Origin of the sequence: Hydrogenophaga atypica (assembly GCF_042665215.1) — a bacterium.
GTDB lineage: Bacteria > Pseudomonadota > Gammaproteobacteria > Burkholderiales > Burkholderiaceae_C > Hydrogenophaga > Hydrogenophaga defluvii_A.
The window spans coordinates 19,989-40,295 of sequence record NZ_JBHTCA010000012.1; the positions used below are offsets into that span (position 1 = coordinate 19,989).

Genomic DNA, 20,307 nt, shown 5'->3' on the forward strand with positions numbered 1-20,307 from the left:
GCAGGCTCCTGGTCGATGTGTGTTGTCTTTGGTCTTCACACATTCTTCAAAGCCGCCATGACCCACCCATGGCAATTGCATGACATCAGCGTGACAGCAGCCCCGCGCACACGCCGCGCATGAAGGCCTGCGGCCCCGCCGGCACCGCAAGCTGACTCAGCCACAGCACACACTGGCGCAGATCGCGCAGGCGGCCTTCGTCCAGCTGGGCCCTACCGGCGTCCTGCTGCCAGCGAAGCGCTCGCCGCTTGGGCAAAAGGCTGGCAAACGCCTCGGCGCCGTAACGCAAGCGCTTGGCGCGCAGGCGCAGGGCGTGTCGTTCGGCATCGCTGTGGGCCGTCTTGCCCAACTGCGTCAGGCGCTTGTGTTGCCGGCGCAGGCGCTGGGCCACCCACGCGGGCCAGTGGTTGGCATCGGTGGCCTTGGTGACCTGGCCCTCAGCATGTGCGTGCAACTGGGCCACAGCGGCCAGCCATTCGCCCCACACCAACCAGCCCTGGCCGGTGGCCGGATCGGCCAAACGCAAACGCATCGTGGCGGCCGCCTGTGCGCGGGCCGCACGCACCGCCTTCAGCACGGTGTCCCATTCGGCCTGGCGTTGTGGGTCGCCATCCACGTAGGCCTGGGCCACAGCGGGCAAGGTGTCGGTGAGCATCACATCAAGCTCGCGCACCGGGCCGGTGGCCTGCCAGAAGGCGCGCAACGCTGGCGTGGCAGGCGCCGCGCCCAACAGCGGCCTGAGCAAGCGTGTGGTGCTGCGCAGCCGCCGCCAACCCACCCGCGCCTGGTGCAACGGCTCGGGTTCATCGCTGTGCGTCAACAAGGCGGCGTTGCGCAGGGTCTGGTCCCACATCTCAGCAAGCACGCCCGTCAGGACCGCCGGCAAGCGCATCTGTCCCGACAACGCCGCCGTACGCGCGCGGGTGGGCAACGCGGCCTCATCGCGGGCCAACGCGTAGCCACGCTCGGCCTTGCTGGCCTGACCGGGCAACACCGCCACCGCTGCGGCGAGCCGGTGGGCCAGCGCGTGCAAGGCCTCGGGCGGGCCGGATTGGAGTTCCAGCTCCAGCTCACAAATGGGCGCGCTCCGTCCGCCGGCCACGATCTCGCCCACGTCCAAGGCCACCTCGATCACACTGCCACCGCGCGAGCGCAGCCACCACAGCGTGCGGGTGCACGATGTCACAAAAGCAGGGGCCAGCTGCGGCCACAGCGTGCCGTCGGGGTCCAGCGTGGACCAAGGCGTGCCTTGCAGCGCCGACAGACGCGGTGTGGCGCTGCGCAACGTGGCCTCCCACTCGCCGCGCTGGCTCAGGCCGCCCACGGAGGTGCCGGCGGTCTTGAGGGTGAGAATCCACAACTCGCTGGGCGGCTCGCCGGTGGTCTGGCGGCGCACCCGCAAGGCCACCTTCTGCCGCCGCAAGGCCTGGTCGGGCGTGTCGTAGTACACGTTGTGCAGTTGCTGCACCTGCCGGGGCCGGAGGCGCAAGGCGGGATGGCGCGCGAGCAGCTCGGCGATGCGCGCAGCGTCGGCGCCGGGCAGCAACAGCTTGAGTTCGGTTTCAGACATGGCCCGCATTGAAGCACCATTCGGTGACACGCCGAATGACGCGATGCGCTTCGTTATAGTTCCGACGCATGAATCTGTCCGACTCCCTCAACCTGGGCTGCGCCTGCAAAACACTGGACGCGATGCGGTTGCGTCGGGAGCTTGAACGCAACCCGGGCCTGTCGGGCCTGGGGGCGGGCCTGCAGGACAGCCACCCCCACCTGTTTGCCAACACCACGGTTTTCATCGACGCCGGCACCTGCGACACGTTGGCACGTGCCGTGGCCGCCATCGAACGGGTGGCGGCCTTGCCTGGCTACCAGGCCGAGGCGCTGGCACACGCACCAGCCATCGCGCAGCACAACCTGGGCCCCTTGGGCGTGTTCATGGGATACGACTTCCACCTCGGCGAGCACGGCCCCCGCCTCATCGAGATCAACACCAACGCGGGCGGCGCCTTTCTCAATGCCGCCCTGGCCCGTGCCCACCGAAGCTGCTGTGCGGCCATGGACGAAGCGCTGAAACTCGGCCCACAGGCGCCCGATCTGGACGCCAGCTTTTCCGGCATGTTCCGCGCCGAATGGCGCTTGCAGCGAGGCGACGCGACCTGGCGCACGGTGCTCATCGTGGACGACGCCCCGCAAGCCCAGTACCTGGCGCCCGAATTCGCCATGGCGCGTGCCTGGTTCCGCGCACAAGGCCTGCTGGCCGAGGTGGCCGACCCGGGCGAGCTGGTCTGGCGCGATGGTGCACTCTGGCACCCGGCGCTGCCAGCCGACCACCCGGTGGACCTGGTCTACAACCGGCTCACCGATTTCGATCTCAGCGAGCCTGGCCACGCGGCGCTGCGCCAGGCCTACGAGGCCGGTGCGGTGGTGCTGACACCGCACCCGCGTGCCCACGCACTGCTGGCGCACAAACGCAACCTCATCGCCTTGAGCGACCCCGACCGCCTGGCCCAGTGGGGCGCGAACGAAGCCGACCGCGCCTTGTTGCAACAGGTGGTGCCCCTCACCGAAACGGTGACCGCGGACCAGGCCGAGGCCTTGTGGACGCGGCGCCGGCAACTGTTCTTCAAGCCTGGCTCCGGCTACGGCGGCAAAGCGGCGTACCGGGGTGACAAACTCACCCGCCGGGTGTGGGACGAGATCCTGGCCAACGGCAGCTATGTGGCCCAGGCCCTGGTGCCCCCCAGCGAACGGCTGGTGACCGTGGACGGTGAGGAGAAACACCTCAAGATGGATTTGCGCGCCTACACCTACCAGGGCCAGATCCAGTTGCTGGCCGCGCGCCTGTACGCGGGCCAGACCACCAACTTCCGCACCCCGAGCGGCGGTTTTTCGCCCGTGGCCGTGTTGCCGGCCTGAGAGAATCCTTTGTCGTGACCTCTGCTCTGCCCGCTTTGAACCTGCTGTGCCACCCGGCCACCCCCTGCCCGCTGGCGCTCCAGGTGTCGGCCACGCTGCACTGGCAGGCCAGCGGCATGCTGTTGCGCTACCGGGTGTCCGGCCAAGTGGCGGACATCCAACTGCCCCCAGCGGCCACACCGGGCGCCGCCGACGGTTTGTGGCAGCACACGTGCATGGAAGCTTTTGTCTCGCCCGTGTGGGCCGCGCACTACCGGGAGTTCAATTTTTCGCCCTCGGGGCAGTGGGCCGCCTACTGCTTCAGTGCCGAACGCCAGCGCGATACCGACACCGAAGCGCGCCGCCCCATCCAGCCGACCCTTAGGATGGAACACACGTCGGAACAGTTTGACCTCTGGGCCGAACTGCCCGCGACCGCCCTGCCCCCGGCATCCAGCCTGTGCCTGGGCCTCAGCGCCGTGATCGAAACCCGCGACGGGCACCGGAGCTATTGGGCGCTACAACACCCGCGCCCGGACCGGCCCGATTTCCACCACCGGGGTGGCTGGCGCGAGATGCCCAGCGTCGCCCCCAACCCACCCACAGCCACCGCATGAAATTCGGCACGACATTTGGCATAGAGCGTCTGATCGAAGACCCCACGTTGCGCGCGCCTCTGAAGGGCAAGCGCGTGGCCCTGCTGGCCCACCCGGCCTCGGTCACCCGCGACCTCACCCACGCGCTGGACGCTTTGGCGGCCCTGCCCGACATCAAGCTGACAGCCGCCTTCGGCCCGCAGCACGGCCTGCGCGGCGACAAGCAGGACAACATGGTCGAGTCGCCCGACTTCCTCGATCCCCGCCTGGGCATCCCGGTGTTCAGTTTGTACGGCGAGGTGCGCCGGCCCACGCCGGCCATGATGGACAGCTTTGACGTGCTGCTGGTGGACCTGCAGGACCTGGGCTGCCGCATCTACACCTTCATCACGACGCTGCGCTACGTGCTGGAGGCTGCGGCCGCACACGGCAAATCGGTCTGGGTACTCGACCGCCCCAACCCCGCCGGTCGCCCCATCGAGGGCCTCACGCTGCGCGCGGGCTGGGAAAGTTTTGTGGGCGCCGGCGCCATGCCCATGCGCCACGGCATGACCATGGGCGAATTGGGCCACTGGTTCGTTGCCACGCTGGGCTTGAAGGTGGACTACCGCGTGGTCGCCATGCAAGGCTGGGCACCCGATGCCGCGCCTGGCTTTGGGTGGCCAACGGAGAGAAGCTGGGTCAACCCCAGTCCCAACGCCGCCAACCTCAGCATGGCCCGCGCCTACGCCGGCACGGTGATGCTAGAAGGCACCACGCTGTCGGAAGGGCGCGGCACCACCCGTCCGCTGGAACTGTTCGGCGCGCCCGACCTGGACGTGCCACGCCTGCTGGCAGACATGCGCGCACTCGCACCGGAATGGCTGCGCGGCTGCGTGCTGCGCCCGTGCTTCTTCGAGCCCACCTTCCACAAACACAAGGGCGCGCTGTGTGCCGGGGTGCAAATCCACGTGGAAGACCCGACCCACTACCACCACACAACCTTCCAGCCGTGGCGATTACAAGCCTTGGCCTTCCGCGCAGTGCGCCTGCAAGCACCCGACTACCCACTTTGGCGCGACTTCGCCTACGAGTACGAACACGACCGCCTGGCCATCGACCTCATCAACGGCGGGCCGCTGCTGCGCGAGTGGGTGGATAACGTGACCGCCGCACCCGAGGTGCTGGAGCAAGCGGCGGCGGCCGACGAGGCGGCCTGGGCCGAGACGCGGCGCCCTTACCTGCTCTACTGACCGCAAAGACGTGAATTCAACCGGGGATGCCGCCGGGCCGGCTCTGCCGGACGGCTGGCATCGCCCCCTTTCAGGGGGTGACGCCGAAGGCGGCGCGGGGGTGGCTTATTCCAACCATTTCTGCATGAACTGCGCGTGGCCCATGGCGGGGTCGAGCTGGTAGTTCTCAAAACCAATGCGCTCGTAAAGCCGGCAGGCCCCGGTGTTGCCCGACAACACCTCCAGCGTGAGCTTGCAAGCGCCACGTTCGCGGGCGATCTGCTCGGCCAGGGCCAGCATCTGTTCGCCAATGCGCTGACCACGGTGGCTGGCCAGCACCGCCACATCATGCACGTTGACCAAGGGCTTGCAGGCAAAGGTGGAGAAACCTTCGATGCAGTTGACCAGGCCCACGGGCTGCTCGCCATCGAAGGCCAGGATGCTGAAGGCCGTCGGGCGCGCGGCCAGCGAGGACACCAGATGGGCCTTGGCGAAATCGCTCAGTGGCTCGCCACCGCCTGCGGGGTCGCTGGCGTAGGCGTCCAGCAGCATCACCACGGCAGCCGCATCGGAGGCGTTGGCGTAGTCGGCACGCCGAACCGTGATCGCGCTCATGCCGACACCGCCGCCACCAAACGCTGCGCACACGCCAAGGCCTGGGCGGCGTCGCGTGCCTCCACCATCACGCGCAACAGCGGCTCCGTGCCACTGGCGCGGATCAGCACCCGGCCGTTGTCACCCAGCTCGGCTTCCACCTCGCGCTGGGTGGCCACCAGACGGGCGTTGTTTTTCCAGTCGGACCCGGGCGCGATGCGGACATTGAGCAGGGTCTGCGGGAACAGGGTCAAGCCCGCCAACAGCTCGCTCACCGACTTGCCGCTGCGCACACAGGCCTGTAACACCTGCAAGGCCGACACCAGGCCGTCGCCCGTGGTGTGCTGGTCGAGCACCAACAGGTGGCCCGAGCCTTCACCCCCCAGCAGCCAACGGCGCTGCACCAACTCTTCGAGCACGTAGCGGTCACCCACCTTGGCGCGCACCAAGGGCACGCCCTTGGCCTTGAGCGCCACCTCCACGGCCATGTTGGTCATCAGCGTGCCCACCACGCCGGGCACGTGCTCGTCGCGGCCCAGGCGTTCGTCGGCCAGCAGGTACAGCAGTTCATCGCCGTTGAACAGGCGACCTTGGGGGTCCACGATCTGCAAACGGTCGGCGTCGCCGTCGAGGGCAATGCCCAGGTCGGCACCGTGGGCCTTGACCGCGTCCACCAGCGCTTGCGGATGGGTGGCGCCGACACCTTGGTTGATGTTCAGGCCATCGGGCGCGCAGCCGATGGCAATCACCTCGGCACCCAGTTCATGGAACACCTTGGGCGCGATCTGGTAGGCCGCGCCGTGGGCGGCGTCCACCACCAGCTTCATGCCCTTGAGACTGAGTTCTTTGTCGAAGGTGCTTTTGCAGAATTCGATGTACCGGCCAGCCGCGTCGTCCAAACGGCGCGCCTTGCCCAAAGCAGCGGATTCGGCCCAGACGGGGGGCTCATCCAAGGCGGCCTCCACCGCCCGCTCCCACTCGTCGGGCAGTTTGGCGCCCTGGGCGTTGAAGAACTTGATGCCGTTGTCGGCAAAGGGGTTGTGGCTGGCCGAAATGACGACCCCCAGGCTGGCGCGCTGGGCGCGGGTGAGGTAGGCCACAGCGGGGGTGGGCACCGGGCCCAGCAGAAGCACGTCCACACCGGCCGAGTTGAAGCCGGCCTCCATGGCCGATTCGAGCATGTAGCCCGAAATGCGGGTGTCCTTGCCGATCAGCACGGTGGGCCGGCTCTCGCCACGTTTGAGCACGCGGCCCACGGCGTGGGCGAGCTTGAGCACAAAGTCGGGGGTGATGGGGGATTGACCAACCGTCCCTCGAATCCCGTCGGTACCAAAATATCTTCTTGTCATATCCCGCAATTATCCTCGCACGGCCGCCCACACCTTGAGCGCGTCCACCGTCTCGCGCACGTCGTGCACCCGCACGATGTGTGCGCCACGGTCCACCGCCAGCAGCGCGGCAGCCACACTCGCGGCCACACGTTCGCCGGGCACGCTGCGCCCCGTGACGGCGCCCAGCGAGGACTTGCGCGACCAGCCCACCAGCCAGGGCATCGCCTCCTCCAGCAGCTCGGTCTGGGCCGCCAGCAGCGCGAAGTTCTGCGCCACCGTTTTGCCAAACCCGATGCCCACGTCCAGCGCGATGCGCTCGCGCGCCACACCAGCGGCCTGCAGCGTCTGTACACGCTCACGCAGAAAATGGCGCACCTGGGCCACCACGTCACCGCTCATGGGGGCAACCTGCATGGTCTGGGGCTCCAGGTGCATGTGCATCAGACAGACGCCGCAATGCGGGTGGGCCGCCACGGCTGAGACGCCATCGCCCCGCCGCAAGGCCCACACGTCGTTGATGATGTCGGCGCCGGCATCCAACACGGCCCGCATGACCTCGGGTTTGTAGGTGTCGACCGACACGGGCACACCCAGTTTGACGGCGCCCTTCACGACCGGCAGGACACGGGCCAACTCGTCCTCCAGCCCCACCGGCGGTGCGCCGGGCCGGGTTGATTCGCCACCGATGTCCAGCAGGTGAGCGCCGTCTTTGAGCAGCTGCTCGCAGTGCGCCAACGCAGTGGCGGTGGTGTCGTGTCGACCGCCATCGGAAAAAGAATCGGGCGTGACATTGACGATGCCCATGACCTGCGGCTGTGACAGGTCGATGTTGAAACGCGAGGTTTGCCAGAACATGAGGAATGACAAATGACAAATGACAAATGACCCAATGAAAAGACCCGCCGGCTTGCGCGGGCGGGTCGGTCATTGTGTCACCACGCCGGGCAGCGGCGGGTCATGGGGTCATGCGGCGTTGGGCGCCGGGTCGGTCGCCACGGCGCCGCCGCCGCCACTGTTGCCGCCACCCACGCTGGGGTTGCGTGGCGTCCAGTCTTTGGGCGCACGTGGCGGCTTGCCGGCCATGATGTCGTCGAGCTGGTCGGTGTCGATGGTTTCCCACTCCAGCAAGGCCTTGGCCATGGCGTGCATTTTGTCGCTGTGTTCCTCGATCAGGTCGCGGGCCAGCTTGTACTGCTCGTCGATGATGCGGCGCACCTCGGCATCGACCTTCTGCATGGTCGATTCGCTGATGTTGGTGGTTTTGGTGACCGAGCGGCCCAGGAAGACCTCGCCCTCGTTCTCGGCGTACACCATGGGGCCCAGCGCATCGGTCATGCCGTAGCGCATCACCATGTCGCGGGCGATGTGGGTGGCGCGCTCAAAGTCGTTGCTGGCGCCGGTGGTCATCTGGTGCATGAACACCTCTTCGGCGATGCGGCCACCGAACAACATGCTGATCTGGTTGAGCATGTAGTCGCGGTCGTAGCTGTACCGGTCCTGCGCCGGCAGGCTCATGGTCACGCCCAGGGCACGACCACGCGGGATGATGGTGACCTTGTGCACCGGGTCGCACTTGGGCAACAGCTTGCCGATGAGTGCGTGGCCGGCCTCGTGGTAGGCCGTGTTGCGGCGCTCTTCCTCGGGCATGACCATGCTCTTGCGCTCAGGGCCCATGAGGATCTTGTCCTTGGCCTTCTCGAAGTCCTGCATTTCAACCGTGCGGCCGTTGCGGCGCGCGGCCATCAGGGCGGCTTCGTTGCACAGGTTGGCGAGGTCGGCACCGCTCATGCCAGGCGTGCCACGGGCGATCACCGAGGCGTTGACGTCTGTGCCCAGCGGCACCTTGCGCATGTGCACGTTCAGGATTTGTTCGCGACCACGGATGTCGGGCAGGGTCACGTAGACCTGGCGGTCGAAACGGCCCGGGCGCAGCAAGGCGGCGTCCAGAATGTCGGGGCGGTTGGTGGCGGCCACCACAATCACGCCCAGGTTGGTCTCGAAGCCGTCCATCTCGACCAGCATCTGGTTCAAGGTCTGTTCCCGCTCGTCGTTGCCGCCGCCCAGGCCAGCGCCACGTTGGCGGCCCACGGCGTCGATTTCATCGATGAAGATGATGCAGGGCGCGTTCTTCTTGGCGTTTTCGAACATGTCGCGCACGCGGGCCGCGCCCACGCCAACGAACATTTCCACGAAGTCGGAGCCCGAAATGCTGAAGAAAGGCACCTTGGCTTCGCCAGCAATCGACTTGGCCAACAGCGTTTTACCGGTGCCCGGAGGGCCCACCAGCAGCAGGCCGCGCGGAATACGTCCACCCAGTTTCTGGAACTTTTGCGGGTCTTTCAGGAAGTCCACCACTTCCTTGACCTCTTCCTTGGCCTCGTCGCAACCGGCCACGTCGGCAAAGGTCACGGTGTTGTTGTTCTCGTCGAGCATGCGGGCTTTGCTCTTGCCGAAGCTGAAGGCACCGCCCTTGCCACCGCCCTGCATCTGGCGCATGAAGTACACCCACACGCCGATCAACAGCAGCATGGGGCCCCAGCTGACCAGCAAGGTCATGAGCAGCGAGCCTTCTTCGCGAGGACGCACATCGAACTTGACGTCGTTGGCGATCAGGTCGCCCACCAGCCCACGGTCGAGGTAGGTGGCGGTGGTGCGCACACGGCGGTCATCGATGGTGACGGCCACAATTTCGGTGCCGCCCTGCCCTTCCTGGATGGTGGCGCTTTTGATGCGCTGGGCTTTGACCTCATCGAGGAATTCGGAATACCCCATGTAGCCCGCGCCGGCCGTGGCGCGGCCGTCGAACTGCTTGAAGACCGTGAAGAGCACCATGGCGATGACCATCCACACGGCGATTTTGGAGAACCAGGGGTTGTTCAAGAAAGGCTCCTGAGGCGAAAACGTGCCAAGACACTTGACAGATGAGGTGATTTTAGGCTTTTCAAGGGGCGGCCCGGCGAAATACCCGACTGGGGGCGGGCTATCACCGCCATAACTTTTATTTCAGACCCAAGCCCACCAGAAAGGTTTCCGACGATTTGTCGCGGCTGGCCTTGGGTTTGACCGGTTTGACGACGCGGAAGGTGTCCTTGAAAAGCTTGACCAATTCTTCGTAGCCCGGGCCATGAAACAGTTTCACCACCAGCGCGCCATCACGTTTGAGGTGGGCCTTGGCAAAGTCCACCGCGAGCTCGATCAGGTGGGTGATGCGCGCCCCGTCCGTCTGGGCAATGCCTGAGAGGTTGGGCGCCATGTCCGACACCACCAGGTCCACCGGCTTGTCCCCCAACAGCTGCGTCAGTTGTGCCAGCGGGCCGTCCTCGCGAAAGTCACCCTGGATGAAGTGCACACCTTCGATGGCCTCCATGGGCAAGAGATCGAGCGCGATGATGCGGCCATTGAGCGCGCCCACGGCGGCCCCCTGGGGTGACAGCCGCCGCCGCAGGTACTGGCTCCAGGCGCCGGGCGCCGAACCCAGGTCCACCACGGTGTCACCCGGGCGGATCAGGTGCAGCGATTCATCGATCTCCATGAGCTTGTAAGCCGCCCGCGCCCGGTAGCCGTCCTTCTTCGCCAATTTGACGTAGGGATCGTTGACGTGGTCGTTGAGCCAAGCCTTGTTGACCTTCTTGCTGTTTGTTTTGACTTTCACGGGGATAATTGTCCCATGCCTCAGATACAACTCACCCCCGCCCAGCGCAAAGTCCACCGGGCAGAAGCCCACCACCTCGACCCCGTCGTCATGGTTGGTGGCGACGGCCTGACCGCCGCCGTCCAGAAGGAAGTGGACGCCGCGCTCAAGGCACACGGCCTCATCAAGGTGCGCGTCTTCAACGACGACCGCGCTGCCCGCGAAGCCATGTTCACCACCCTGGCCGACGCCCTGGACGCAGCCCCCATCCAGCACATCGGCAAGCTGCTCGTGTTGTGGCGCCCTTTGCCCGAGAAGGAAAAAGCGTTTGATACCGAGCGCATGCCGGCGCCGCGCGACGTGAAGGTGCTGAAGTACAGCAAAAAAGGCGGCCAGCGCCCCGAGGTGAAAACGGTGCGCGTGCTGGGCAATGAGCGCCTGACCGCTGGCGGCAACATCAAGCGCATCCAGCCCAAGCAAAAAAGTTTGAAAAAATCGCAGCCCTGACCGCCGCTGAACACCCAGCCAGGCTCCACCCGGCTTGAAATTTCGGCTTTTGCCCCACACGCTTTGCGCATGACCACGTCCGCCAACCCCCTGCTCGATTTTTCCAACCTGCCCCTGTTCGATGCCGTCCGCCCCGAACACGTGGCGCCCGCCATTGAAGCGCTGCTCGCCGAGGCCAACACCGCGCTGGAGGCCGCCACGGCGGCCGAATTCCCCGCCCAGTGGTCGGCCATGGCCAAGGTGTTGGATGTGGCCACGGAGCGCCTGGGCAGCGCCTGGGGCACGGTCAGCCACCTCAACAGCGTGGCCGACACGCCCGAGCTGCGCGCCGCCTACAACGCGGCCCTGCCCGCGGTCACCGAGTTCTGGACCCGTCTGGGCGCCGACGAGCGTCTCTACGCCAAGTACAAACAGATGGATCCGTCCCAGCTCACGCCCGAGCAGCGCCAGGCCCACAAAAACGCCATGCGCGGTTTTGTGCTGGGCGGTGCCGAGCTGCAAGGCGAAGCCAAGGCCCGCTTCGCGGCCATCCAGGAGCGGCAAGCCGAGCTGGGTCAGAAATACAGCGAAAACGCGCTGGACGCCACCGACGCTTTTGCCTACTACGCGCAGTCCGACGAACTCGATGGTGTGCCCGATGACGTGAAAGCCGCCACCCGAGCCGCCGCCGAGGCAGAGGGCAAAACCGGCCACAAACTCACCCTCAAGCTGCCCTGCTACCTGCCGGTGCTGCAATTCGCCCACAGCAGCGCGCTGCGCGAGCGCCTCTACCGCGCCTACGTCACCCGCGCCAGCGATCAGGCCGACGGCGATGCGGTGAAGTATGACAACACGCCGTTGATGCAGGAGCTCCTGGCTCTGCGCCAGGAAGAAGCCCGCCTGCTCGACAAACCCGACTTCGCCACCTTGTCGCTGGTGCCCAAGATGGCCGACTCGCCGGCACAGGTCATCGCCTTCCTGCGCGACCTGGCCGCCCGTGCCCGCCCTTATGCCGAACAAGACCTGGCCGACATGCGCGCCTTCGCCGCCAGCGAGCTGGGCCTGAGCGATCCGCAGGCCTGGGACTGGCCTTACATCGCCGAAAAGCTCAAGGAAGCCCGCTACGCCTTCAGCGAGCAGGAAGTCAAGCCCTACTTCACCGCACCCAAGGTGCTTGCTGGCCTGTTCAAGATCATCGAAACCCTGTTCGACGTGGCCATACGCGCCGACAGCGCGCCGGTGTGGCACCCCAAGGTCGAATTCTTTCGCCTCGAACGCGGTGGCCAACTGGTGGGTCAGTTCTACCTTGACCTGGGTGCCCGCACCGGCAAACGCGGCGGCGCCTGGATGGACGACGTGCGCACCCGCTGGCTGCGCCCCGACACCGGCGCCCTGCAAACGCCCGTGGCCCACCTGGTGTGCAACTTTGCCGAAGGTGTGAACGGCCAGCCACCGCTGCTGACCCACGACGACGTCATCACGCTGTTTCACGAGTTCGGCCACGGCCTGCACCACCTGCTCACCCAAGTGAACGAGCGCGACGTGTCCGGCATCAGCGGCGTGGAGTGGGATGCGGTGGAACTGCCCAGCCAGTTCATGGAAAACTTCTGCTGGGAATGGGAGGTGCTCAAATACATGACCGCCCATGTGGACACCGGCGAGCCCCTGCCCCGTGCGCTGTTTGAGAAGATGCTGGCGGCCAAAAACTTCCAGAGCGGCCTGCAAACCCTGCGCCAGATCGAATTCTCACTGTTCGACATGTTGCTGCACCAGGGCCAGATGCCCGGCAACGACGTGATGGCCCTGCTGCGCCAAGTGCGCAACGAGGTATCGCTGCTGCAGCCACCGGCCTACCACCGCATGCCCCACACTTTCAGCCACATTTTTGCCGGTGGCTATGCGGCCGGCTACTACAGTTACAAATGGGCCGAGGTGCTGAGCGCCGACGCCTACGCCGCCTTCGAAGAAGCGGGCAACCCACTGGACCCGGCCATGGGTCGGCGCTACCTGGAGGCCATACTGGAGGCCGGTGGCAGCCGTCCGGCGGTGGAATCGTTCAAAGCTTTCCGGGGGCGTGAGCCACAGATCGACGCGCTGCTGCGCCACCAGGGCATGGCGGCCTGACATCCCTTGTACAGCATGCAGGAGTTCACATGAAAGCGGTTCACGCTCTCTCCACCGGTGCCCTGATACTGTGCTGCGCGTTGACTGCGCAGGCCCAGGGTGTGCAGCGCATCGTGGGGCCGGATGGCAAGGTCACCTACACCGACCGCGCCGCGCCGTCATCGACCAGTACACCCGCCGCCACGCCCAGCGAGGCGGGCGCCCTGCCCTACACCCTGCGCCAGGCGGTGCAGCGCTACCCGGTCACGCTGTACACCAGCGACAAATGCAACCCGTGCAACAGCGCGCGCGAGCTGTTGCAAAAGCGTGGTGTGCCCTTCACCGAAAAAACCATCACCACGGCCGAAGACGGGCAGGCGTTTGCGGCGCTGGGTGCCGACAACGCGCTGCCCTTGACCACCATCGGCACACAGCGCATCAGCGGTTTTCTGGCCAGCGACCTCAACCGCTACCTTGACGCGGCCGGCTACCCTGCCCAGTCGCAACTGCCGCGCACCTACCGCAACCCGGCGCCACAAGCCTTGGCGCCCGTGGCACCACCCACACCTGAAGCGCCCAGGGTCGACACGCCCGTGGCGCCCGCCGCCCCTTCGGCGCCGGTGGCAGCGCCGCCGTCTAACCCGGCCGGCATCCGCTTCTGAGTCAGTAGGTCAGCGTCAGCACGCCCTGCTCGGTGCCCAGCAGGCAGACCTGGGCCTTCTGGTGGGCAAACACACCCACCGTCACCACACCTGGCCACTGGTTGACCTCGCTCTCGAAGGCCAGCGGGTCGGTGATGTGCAGGCCACGCACGTCCAGGATGTGCTGGCCGTTGTCGGTCACCAGCGGTGCGCCGTCCTTCAGGCGCAGGGTGGCTGTGCCGCCCAGGGCCTGGAACTGGCGCGTGATGCGCGCACTGGCCATGGGAATCACCTCCACCGGCAGCGGGAAGGCGCCCAGCGCCTCCACCTTCTTGGAGGCGTCGGCGATGCAAACAAACTGGCGCGACTGCGCGGCCACGATCTTCTCGCGCGTGAGCGCCGCCCCACCGCCCTTGACCATGTGGCCCTGGCCGTCGATCTCGTCGGCGCCGTCCACATACACGGCCAGTTCGCCCACCTCGTTGGCGTCGAACACCGGGATGCCCAAGGCCAGCAGGCGCTCGGTGGAGGCCACCGAGCTGGACACCGCGCCCTTGATCTGGTCCTTCATCGTCGCCAGCGCGTCGATGAACTTGTTGACGGTGGAGCCGGTGCCCACACCGATGATTTCGCCCGGCACCACATACTGCAGCGCGGCCTGGCCGACCAGGGTTTTGAGTTCGTCTTGGGTCATTTGAGACAATCGCAACAATTGATTCGCGGATTATCCAATGCCCCTTCTGCCCTACGGCCTGGCCCGGCCCTTTCTCTTTGGCCTCGACCCCGAAGCCGCCCACGAACTGACCATGGAATCGCTGGCGCGCACCCAGCGTACGCCGCTGACCTGCCTGTTCGGCAGCAGCCGCGTGAGCGACCCCATCACCCTGGCCGGCTTGAACTTTCCCAACCGCGTGGGCATGGCCGCCGGGCTGGACAAAAACGCCCGCGTGATCGACGCCCTGGGCGCCATGGGCTTCGGTTTCGTCGAGGTCGGCACCGTCACCCCGCTGGGCCAGCCCGGCAACCCCAAGCCGCGCATGTTCCGCCTGCCGCAGGCCAACGCGCTGATCAACCGCCTGGGCTTCAACAACGAAGGCCTGGACAGCTTCATCGCCAACGTGCAGCAGGCGCGCTTTCGCCAGAACGGTGGCCTGCTGGGCCTGAACATCGGCAAAAACGCGGCCACGCCCATCGAGAACGCCACCGACGACTACCTCACCTGCCTGGACGGTGTGTACCCACACGCCGACTACGTCACCGTCAACATCTCCAGCCCCAATACCAAGAACCTGCGCGCCCTGCAAAGCGACGAGGCGCTGGACGGCCTGCTCTCGGCCGTGGCCACGCGCCGCGAACAACTCGCCCAGCAGCATGGCCGCCGCGTGCCGGTGTTCGTGAAAATCGCACCCGATCTGGACGCCGCGCAGATCGACGTGATTGCCGCCACCCTGCAACGCCATGGCATGGACGGTGTGGTGGCCACCAACACCACACTTTCGCGCGAAGCCGTCAAAGGCCTGCCCCACTGCGACGAGGCCGGTGGCCTGTCGGGCGCGCCCGTGTTTGAAGCCAGCAACGCCGTCATCCGCCAGCTGCGGGCCAAGCTGGGCAAGGGCTTTCCCATCATCGGCGTGGGCGGCATCCTGAGCGGTGCCGACGCGGTGACGAAGATCGAGGCAGGCGCCGACGTGGTGCAGATCTACACCGGGCTGATCTACAAGGGGCCGGGACTGGTGCAAGAAGCGGCCTCGGCGCTGAAGGCGGCCCGGCGCTGAACACCCCTCAGATCGTCAGCACCACGTTGCCCACCACCTTGCCGTTTTCGACGGCCTCGTGGGCGGCAGCGATCTGTGCCAGCGGAAAACGCGCGCCGATGGCGTGTTTGAGGCACCCCGCACGCAAGAGCGCCTCCAGTTCGGCGATGGTGGCCTCCCGGTCGCGCGGCAGCAGGTCGTACACCAGGAAAAAGCTCATGCTCAGCGAACCCCACAACAGACTGCGGAAGTCGAGCGGCACCTGCAGCGGCTGGTTGCTGCCGTAGCAAACCAGGTGACCGTGCGCCTTGAGCGCGCCACGGGCCAGCAGCCCGGCGGTGCCCGACAAATCCATGTCGATGATCACGTCCACGCCCTGGCCCTTGGTCAGCGCACGAACCTGCTCGGCCACGCCACCGTGTTTGTAGTCGAGCACCTCGTGGGCGCCGGCCGCCCAGGCGTGCGACTGGCGCAGCTCGTGGCCAGCGGTGGCAATCACCCGGGCACCTTTGCGTGCCGCCAGTTGGGTCACGTAGTGGCCCACCGCGTTGCCCGCACCCGTGACCAGCACGTCGCGCCCAGCCACGTCGCCAGCGATGCGCAAGGCCTGCAGCGCGGTCAGCGCAGGGATGCCAAAACAGGCGCCGGCCTCAAAGTCCGTGCCGTCGGGCAAGGGCACCGCCTGGGCCTGGGGCAACACGATGTACTCGGCTGCCGTGCCAAAAGGGCGCTGCCACTGGCCGTTCCAGATCCACACCCGCTCGCCCAAACGGGCTTCGGGCACTCCAGCGCCCACGGCATCGATCACACCCGCGCCATCGCTGTGGGGCACGATGTGGTCCCAGGCCGGCGCACGGCCCCGGCGGCTTTTCACGTCGGAGGGGTTGACGCCCGAGGTGACCAGGCGCACGCGCACCTCGCCGGCTGCCGGCTGGGGATCCGGCCATTCATCCAGGTGCAGCACCTCGCGCGCTTCGCCGTTGCGGTTGTACCAGGCCACTTTCATCGTCTGTCTCCTTGTTCAGTCTGCCAACAAATCCACCACGTGTTCACCAAGGGCCAGCGCGCTGGTCAGGCCCGGCGACTCGATGCCAAACAGGTTGACCAGGCCCGGCACACCATGTTGCTCGGGGCCGTCGATGCGGAAGTCGGGTGCGGGTTGGCCCGGGCCGTACAGCTTGGGTCGAACGCCGCTGTAGCTGGGCTGAAGCGCACCATCGGCGAGGGCTGGCCAGTAGCGGCGCACCTCGTCGTAAAAACCGTCCGCGCGCCGGGCGTCCACCGTGTAGTCGATGGCCAGCGGGTCCTGGCCGGTGGGCAGCCACTCCAGGTCGGGGCCAAACTTGGCCTGCCCACCCAGGTCCAGCGTGAGGTGCACGCCCAGCCAGGCGTCTTGTGGCGCTGGGTACACCAGGCGCGAGAAAGGCGCTTTGCCGGCGAGCGAAAAGTAGCTGCCTTTGGCATACCGTTCGGTGGGCACATGGCGTGGGTCCAGGCCCCGAATGGCGCGTGCCACCGGGCAGGCGAACAACCCCGCAGCGTTGACCACGGTGCGGGCCTTGAGCCACATCGGTGCGCCATCGGCCACCACCTCCAGCACGGTGCCGCCGCCCCCGACCTCGCCACGCACCAGCCACGAGGCCAGGGCCACCGCGCCACCCGCCGCTTCCAGGTCACCCTGCAACGCGAGCATCAAGCCGTGGCTGTCCACGATACCGGTGCTGGGCGACAGCAAGGCCGCTTGGGCGCTGAGCGCCGGCTCCAGCGCACGGGCTTGCGCGCCGCTCAGCCACTCGACCGGCACGCCGTTGGCCTGTGCGCGTGCCTCGATGTTTTTCAACGCGTCAAGTTGCGCCGCATCGGTGGCCACCACCAGCTTGCCACAGCGGCGGTGCGCAACACCATGGCTTTCACAAAAGGCGTAGAGCAGCTCTTTGCCCCGCACACACAAGCGTGCCTTGAACGACCCGGGTTCGTAGTACAGGCCCGCGTGGATCACCTCGCTGTTGCGTGAACTCACGCCGGTGCCGATGGTGGTTTCGCGCTCCAGCACCAGCACCTCGCGCCCTGCCTGGGCCAAGGCCCGCGCCACCGCCAGGCCCACGGCGCCAGCGCCCACCACCACCACGTCCACCGCCTCGGCGGCGGCCAATTGTTCAGCAGAAAAGGATGTTGTCATGCGCCCATTGTGGCGCACAGTCCAGCGGACCGCGGGTCACTGGCGCGGGATGCCGGCCTTGTCGATCACGTCGCTCCAGCGCCGGATGTCGGACGCCAGCAGGGCGGCGGTTTCCTGCGGCGTGGCCGGGTCAGGCTCCACGTTCATGTCGCGCAAACGCTTCTGCAACTCAGGCATGGCCAGCACAGCGGCAATCGCTTCGTGCAGGCGTTGCACCACCTCGCGTGGGGTTTTGGATGGCACGGCAAAGGCATTCCACGACGAAGCCACAAAACCCTTGATGCCGCCCTCCTCCGCCGTCGGCACGGCGGGCAACAAGGGCGACCGGCGTGTGCCGGTGACGGCCAGGGCACGCACGGCGTTGCCCGTGATCTGCGGCATCACCGGGCCAAGGATTTCCACCGCCACATCCACTTGTTTGCCGCGCAGCGCGGTCACCAGGGCCGGCGTGCCGTTGAAGGGCACCACCTGCGCCTGCAGTGCGGCGGTGCTCTTGAACAACTCGGCCGCCAGGTGCTGCGTGCTGCCGATGTTGATGCTGCCGATGTTGAGCTTGCCCGGGTTGGCGCGCGCCCAGGCCAGGAGTTCACCCAGTGTTTTGTGGGGCGAGTCGGCCGGCACCAACACGCCGATGTCGAAGTTGCCCAGGGTGGACACGGGCGTGAAGTCTTTGAGCGTGTCGTAAGGCAGCGACTTGAACAGGCCGGCCGTGACCGCCGTTCCGTTGGACATCAAAAACACCGTGTGGCCATCGGGTTCGGCCTTGGCCACCGTCTCGGCGGCCACCACCCCACCCGCACCCGGGCGGTTCTCGATGACAAAAGGCTGGCCCAAGCGCTTGGCCAGTTCGGCCGAAACGGCACGTGCGGTGAGGTCACCCACGCCACCGGCGCCAAAGGGCACAACCACCCGAACCGCTTTGCTGGGGTAGCTGGGCGTCTGTGCCGCCAGGGGCAGCGCGAACACGCCCAGGGCAGCGGCGACAACAAGGCGGCGATGAAGAAGGGTTTGCGTCATGAAGTCACCCGACAAATTGAACAAGCCACAAAGAGATGGGCGGGAACAGCAGCAACAAGGTGGTGCGGACCACGTCGCTGGCCAGAAAGGGCAGCACGCCTCGGTAGCTCTCGGCAATGGGCACGCCTTTGGACATGCCGTTGACCACGTACACGTTGAGTCCCACGGGTGGTGCCAGCAAGCCAAAGCCCACGGTCATCAACACCATGATGCCAAACCAGATGGCGGTGTGCTCCTGCGACATCCCAAAGTCCAGGCCCATGATGACCGGGAAGAAAATGGGTATGGTCAACAGGATCATGGACAGCTCGTCCATCACGGCCCCCAACACCACATAAAACAGCAGGATGCCGGCCACCACCGCCAAAGGAGGCACGGCCAGGTCCTTGATCAGCGCCGCCAGTTGGGCCGGCACCTGGGTCAGCGCAAGCGCCACGTTCATCATGTCGGCACCAATGAAGATCATGAAGATCATGGCGCTGGTCGCCGCCGTGGCAAGAAAACACTCCTTGATCTTGGCTGGCGTCAACTCACGCTTGAGCAAAGCCGCCACAAAGGTGCTGGCGGCGCCCACACCCGCCCCTTCGGTGGGAGTGAACAACCCCCCGTAGATGCCGCCAAACACCACCAGGAAGACGATGGCAATGGGCAGCACCCCCATGAGGGCCTCCAGCGACATGGCGGGCAAGTCCTTGTCGTGCTCGGGCGCATGGCCAGGCACCAGGCGCACGTAGATGGCGATCGCGGTCATGTAACCCAGCATGGCCAGGATGCCAGGCACGGTGGCCGCCGCAAACAGCTTGGCGATGTTCTGCTCGGTCAAGATGGCGTAGATCACCAGCGGGACCGACGGGGGAATCAGGATGCCCAGGGTGCCCCCTGCTGCCAGCGTGCCCGTGGAAAGCCGGCCAGAGTAGCCGTGGCGCTTCATCTCCGGCAGTGCCACCGAGGTGATGGTGGCCGCCGTGGCGATGGAGGAGCCACAGATGGCGCCAAAACCGGCACTGGCCATGACCGCCGCCATGGCGAGCCCACCCTTGAAACGCGCGGTGAGCACGCTGGCAAACTGGAACAAGGCCTTGGAAATCCCACCCTGCGTGGCAAAGTTGCCCATCAGGATGAACAACGGGATGACCGAGAGGTCGTAGCTGGCAAAACGGGCGTAGGCCAGGCCATTGAGGTTGTTGAGGAACGGCGGCAGCCCCACCTGATACAGGTAACCCCAGACACCGGCTGCGAACATGGCCACGGCGATGGGCACCCGCACCACCATCAGCACAAGCATGACGCCAAAAATCAGCAAAGCGATGGTCAACGAGCTCATGCGCCATCCTTCGCATCAAAACCAAACAGGCACTGGGCCAGGCCAATCACGCCGGTCAGCACCAGCGGTGGCACCATGGCGGCGTACACGATCCACTCGGGAAAGCCCAGCATCATGGTGGTGGTTTGCGATTGAAAAGCGTTGATGCAACCCACCCCGGTGCGCCAGGCCAGCAAAAACAACATGAGCGACAACAGCAGGGCACCAAACCGGTCGAAGCGCGCGTTGATGCGCGCCGGCATGCGGCTGGTGAAAAAATCCACAATGATGTTGCCTTGCTGGTACTGGCACAGCGGCAAAAACAAGGTGATGGCTGCGCCGGCAGCCACCGCCGTCAACTCGTAATCGCCCAGCAGGGTAGAGCCGGTGGTGTTGCGCCCAATCAGGCTCACGCAGGTCACCAGCGTGACCAGGGTGAGAAGCAGGCCCGCGATGACCGCGCAGGCCTGTGCAAGAAACGACAGTGTCTTCAAAACATATCCGTCCAAAAAACAAGCCGACGTTCCCCCAGGCAAGGGGAAACATCGGCGGGGCGACGGCCGGCC

19 protein-coding genes are annotated in these 20,307 nt (G+C 66.2%); 7 read left to right on the forward strand and 12 right to left on the reverse strand.

The genetic code is table 11. The features are described from left to right. Positions 1-85: 85 nt before the first annotated feature. The gene (locus tag ACFQPB_RS14790; protein ID WP_382224763.1) at positions 86-1,570 is read right to left on the reverse strand and encodes a CYTH and CHAD domain-containing protein; all 1,485 of its coding nucleotides are present in this window, start codon (positions 1,568-1,570) and stop codon (positions 86-88) included. Positions 1,571-1,638: 68 nt separating this feature from the next. Here ACFQPB_RS14790 and ACFQPB_RS14795 point away from each other — a divergent pair, with 68 nt between their 5' ends. Genes ACFQPB_RS14795 through ACFQPB_RS14805 form a run of 3 tightly spaced genes read left to right on the forward strand, consistent with a single transcriptional unit; the run spans position 1,639 to position 4,723 of the window. Further along, a complete protein-coding gene (locus tag ACFQPB_RS14795) occupies positions 1,639-2,916 on the forward strand; it encodes a hypothetical protein (RefSeq protein WP_382224766.1) in 1,278 nt (425 codons plus the stop codon). 14 nt (positions 2,917-2,930) lie between these two features. Beyond that, positions 2,931-3,512, forward strand: a complete 582-nt coding sequence (locus tag ACFQPB_RS14800; protein WP_382224769.1) for a DOMON-like domain-containing protein — start codon at positions 2,931-2,933, stop codon at positions 3,510-3,512. Further along, positions 3,509-4,723 carry an exo-beta-N-acetylmuramidase NamZ family protein gene (locus ACFQPB_RS14805; protein WP_382224772.1) on the forward strand — a complete coding sequence of 405 codons (1,215 nt, stop codon included), beginning with the start codon at positions 3,509-3,511 and terminating at the stop codon, positions 4,721-4,723. Before ACFQPB_RS14800 ends, ACFQPB_RS14805 begins: the two co-directional genes overlap by 4 nt. Before the next feature lie 105 nt (positions 4,724-4,828). Here the strand turns inward: ACFQPB_RS14805 and ACFQPB_RS14810 are convergent, their stop codons facing one another. The 5 genes from ACFQPB_RS14810 to ACFQPB_RS14830 form a co-directional block, all read right to left on the reverse strand. Next, the gene (locus ACFQPB_RS14810) at positions 4,829-5,317 is read right to left on the reverse strand and encodes a GNAT family N-acetyltransferase (RefSeq protein WP_382201497.1); all 489 of its coding nucleotides are present in this window, start codon (positions 5,315-5,317) and stop codon (positions 4,829-4,831) included. Further along, positions 5,314-6,645 (reverse strand): phosphoglucosamine mutase, encoded by a 1,332-nt coding sequence (gene glmM / locus ACFQPB_RS14815; protein WP_382224775.1) that lies wholly within the window; start codon positions 6,643-6,645, stop codon positions 5,314-5,316. The genes ACFQPB_RS14810 and glmM overlap by 4 nt, the downstream gene beginning before the upstream one ends. A 9-nt stretch (positions 6,646-6,654) precedes the next feature. Next, entirely contained in the window at positions 6,655-7,482 is an 828-nt protein-coding gene (gene folP, locus ACFQPB_RS14820; protein WP_382224778.1) for a dihydropteroate synthase, read from the reverse strand. A gap of 108 nt (positions 7,483-7,590) precedes the next feature. Beyond that, positions 7,591-9,507 (reverse strand): ATP-dependent zinc metalloprotease FtsH, encoded by a 1,917-nt coding sequence (ftsH, locus tag ACFQPB_RS14825; RefSeq protein ID WP_382224781.1) that lies wholly within the window; start codon positions 9,505-9,507, stop codon positions 7,591-7,593. A 118-nt stretch (positions 9,508-9,625) separates the two neighbouring features. After that, positions 9,626-10,279: an RlmE family RNA methyltransferase gene (locus ACFQPB_RS14830; RefSeq protein ID WP_382201489.1), complete on the reverse strand. Its 654-nt coding sequence runs from the start codon at positions 10,277-10,279 to the stop codon at positions 9,626-9,628. A gap of 15 nt (positions 10,280-10,294) precedes the next feature. Between ACFQPB_RS14830 and ACFQPB_RS14835 the strand changes: the two genes are divergently transcribed. The 3 genes from ACFQPB_RS14835 (at position 10,295) to ACFQPB_RS14845 (ending at position 13,509) form a co-directional block, all read left to right on the forward strand. After that, positions 10,295-10,765: a YhbY family RNA-binding protein gene (locus tag ACFQPB_RS14835; protein WP_382201487.1), complete on the forward strand. Its 471-nt coding sequence runs from the start codon at positions 10,295-10,297 to the stop codon at positions 10,763-10,765. A gap of 69 nt (positions 10,766-10,834) precedes the next feature. Further along, positions 10,835-12,868: a M3 family metallopeptidase gene (locus ACFQPB_RS14840; RefSeq protein ID WP_382224784.1), complete on the forward strand. Its 2,034-nt coding sequence runs from the start codon at positions 10,835-10,837 to the stop codon at positions 12,866-12,868. 29 nt (positions 12,869-12,897) lie between these two features. Beyond that, entirely contained in the window at positions 12,898-13,509 is a 612-nt protein-coding gene (locus ACFQPB_RS14845) for a glutaredoxin family protein (protein ID WP_382224787.1), read from the forward strand. Position 13,510: 1 nt separating this feature from the next. Here ACFQPB_RS14845 and rpiA read toward each other — a convergent pair whose 3' ends face one another. Continuing rightward, positions 13,511-14,182, reverse strand: coding sequence for a ribose-5-phosphate isomerase RpiA (gene rpiA, locus ACFQPB_RS14850; RefSeq protein WP_382224790.1), 672 nt, complete (start codon positions 14,180-14,182; stop codon positions 13,511-13,513). Between the two features lie 37 nt (positions 14,183-14,219). Between rpiA and ACFQPB_RS14855 the strand changes: the two genes are divergently transcribed. Then, positions 14,220-15,263, forward strand: a complete 1,044-nt coding sequence (locus ACFQPB_RS14855) for a quinone-dependent dihydroorotate dehydrogenase (protein ID WP_382224791.1) — start codon at positions 14,220-14,222, stop codon at positions 15,261-15,263. Positions 15,264-15,270: 7 nt separating this feature from the next. Here the strand turns inward: ACFQPB_RS14855 and ACFQPB_RS14860 are convergent, their stop codons facing one another. The 5 genes from ACFQPB_RS14860 to ACFQPB_RS14880 are packed head-to-tail and all read right to left on the reverse strand — an operon-like array spanning position 15,271 to position 20,235. Next, positions 15,271-16,248 (reverse strand): NADPH:quinone reductase, encoded by a 978-nt coding sequence (locus tag ACFQPB_RS14860; protein WP_382224793.1) that lies wholly within the window; start codon positions 16,246-16,248, stop codon positions 15,271-15,273. A gap of 15 nt (positions 16,249-16,263) precedes the next feature. Next, on the reverse strand, positions 16,264-17,421 hold the full coding sequence (locus tag ACFQPB_RS14865) for an NAD(P)/FAD-dependent oxidoreductase (protein ID WP_382224796.1): 1,158 nt from the start codon (positions 17,419-17,421) through the stop codon (positions 16,264-16,266). A 36-nt stretch (positions 17,422-17,457) separates the two neighbouring features. Further along, on the reverse strand, positions 17,458-18,438 hold the full coding sequence (locus ACFQPB_RS14870; protein ID WP_382224799.1) for a Bug family tripartite tricarboxylate transporter substrate binding protein: 981 nt from the start codon (positions 18,436-18,438) through the stop codon (positions 17,458-17,460). A 4-nt stretch (positions 18,439-18,442) separates the two neighbouring features. Then, the gene (locus tag ACFQPB_RS14875) at positions 18,443-19,762 is read right to left on the reverse strand and encodes a TRAP transporter large permease (protein ID WP_382224802.1); all 1,320 of its coding nucleotides are present in this window, start codon (positions 19,760-19,762) and stop codon (positions 18,443-18,445) included. After that, complete coding sequence (locus ACFQPB_RS14880; protein WP_382201469.1) at positions 19,759-20,235, reverse strand: TRAP transporter small permease; 477 nt, start codon at positions 20,233-20,235, stop codon at positions 19,759-19,761. Before ACFQPB_RS14880 ends, ACFQPB_RS14875 begins: the two co-directional genes overlap by 4 nt. Between the last annotated feature and the right edge of the window lie 72 nt (positions 20,236-20,307).

Bases quoted from the DNA above. Each gene is read 5' to 3' on its own strand.
- ACFQPB_RS14860 (WP_382224793.1), bottom strand. From the start codon at position 16,248: ATGAAAGTGGCCTGGTACAACCGCAACGGCGAAGCGCGCGAGGTGCTG.
- ACFQPB_RS14790 (WP_382224763.1), bottom strand. From the start codon at position 1,570: ATGTCTGAAACCGAACTCAAGCTGTTGCTGCCCGGCGCCGACGCTGCG.
- ACFQPB_RS14875 (WP_382224802.1), bottom strand. From the start codon at position 19,762: ATGAGCTCGTTGACCATCGCTTTGCTGATTTTTGGCGTCATGCTTGTG.
- ACFQPB_RS14865 (WP_382224796.1), bottom strand. From the start codon at position 17,421: ATGACAACATCCTTTTCTGCTGAACAATTGGCCGCCGCCGAGGCGGTG.
- ACFQPB_RS14845 (WP_382224787.1), top strand. From the start codon at position 12,898: ATGAAAGCGGTTCACGCTCTCTCCACCGGTGCCCTGATACTGTGCTGC.
- ACFQPB_RS14795 (WP_382224766.1), top strand. From the start codon at position 1,639: ATGAATCTGTCCGACTCCCTCAACCTGGGCTGCGCCTGCAAAACACTG.
- ACFQPB_RS14840 (WP_382224784.1), top strand. From the start codon at position 10,835: ATGACCACGTCCGCCAACCCCCTGCTCGATTTTTCCAACCTGCCCCTG.
- glmM (WP_382224775.1), bottom strand. From the start codon at position 6,645: ATGACAAGAAGATATTTTGGTACCGACGGGATTCGAGGGACGGTTGGT.
- ACFQPB_RS14810 (WP_382201497.1), bottom strand. From the start codon at position 5,317: ATGAGCGCGATCACGGTTCGGCGTGCCGACTACGCCAACGCCTCCGAT.
- ACFQPB_RS14805 (WP_382224772.1), top strand. From the start codon at position 3,509: ATGAAATTCGGCACGACATTTGGCATAGAGCGTCTGATCGAAGACCCC.
- ACFQPB_RS14870 (WP_382224799.1), bottom strand. From the start codon at position 18,438: ATGACGCAAACCCTTCTTCATCGCCGCCTTGTTGTCGCCGCTGCCCTG.
- folP (WP_382224778.1), bottom strand. From the start codon at position 7,482: ATGTTCTGGCAAACCTCGCGTTTCAACATCGACCTGTCACAGCCGCAG.
- ACFQPB_RS14835 (WP_382201487.1), top strand. From the start codon at position 10,295: ATGCCTCAGATACAACTCACCCCCGCCCAGCGCAAAGTCCACCGGGCA.
- ACFQPB_RS14855 (WP_382224791.1), top strand. From the start codon at position 14,220: ATGCCCCTTCTGCCCTACGGCCTGGCCCGGCCCTTTCTCTTTGGCCTC.
- rpiA (WP_382224790.1), bottom strand. From the start codon at position 14,182: ATGACCCAAGACGAACTCAAAACCCTGGTCGGCCAGGCCGCGCTGCAG.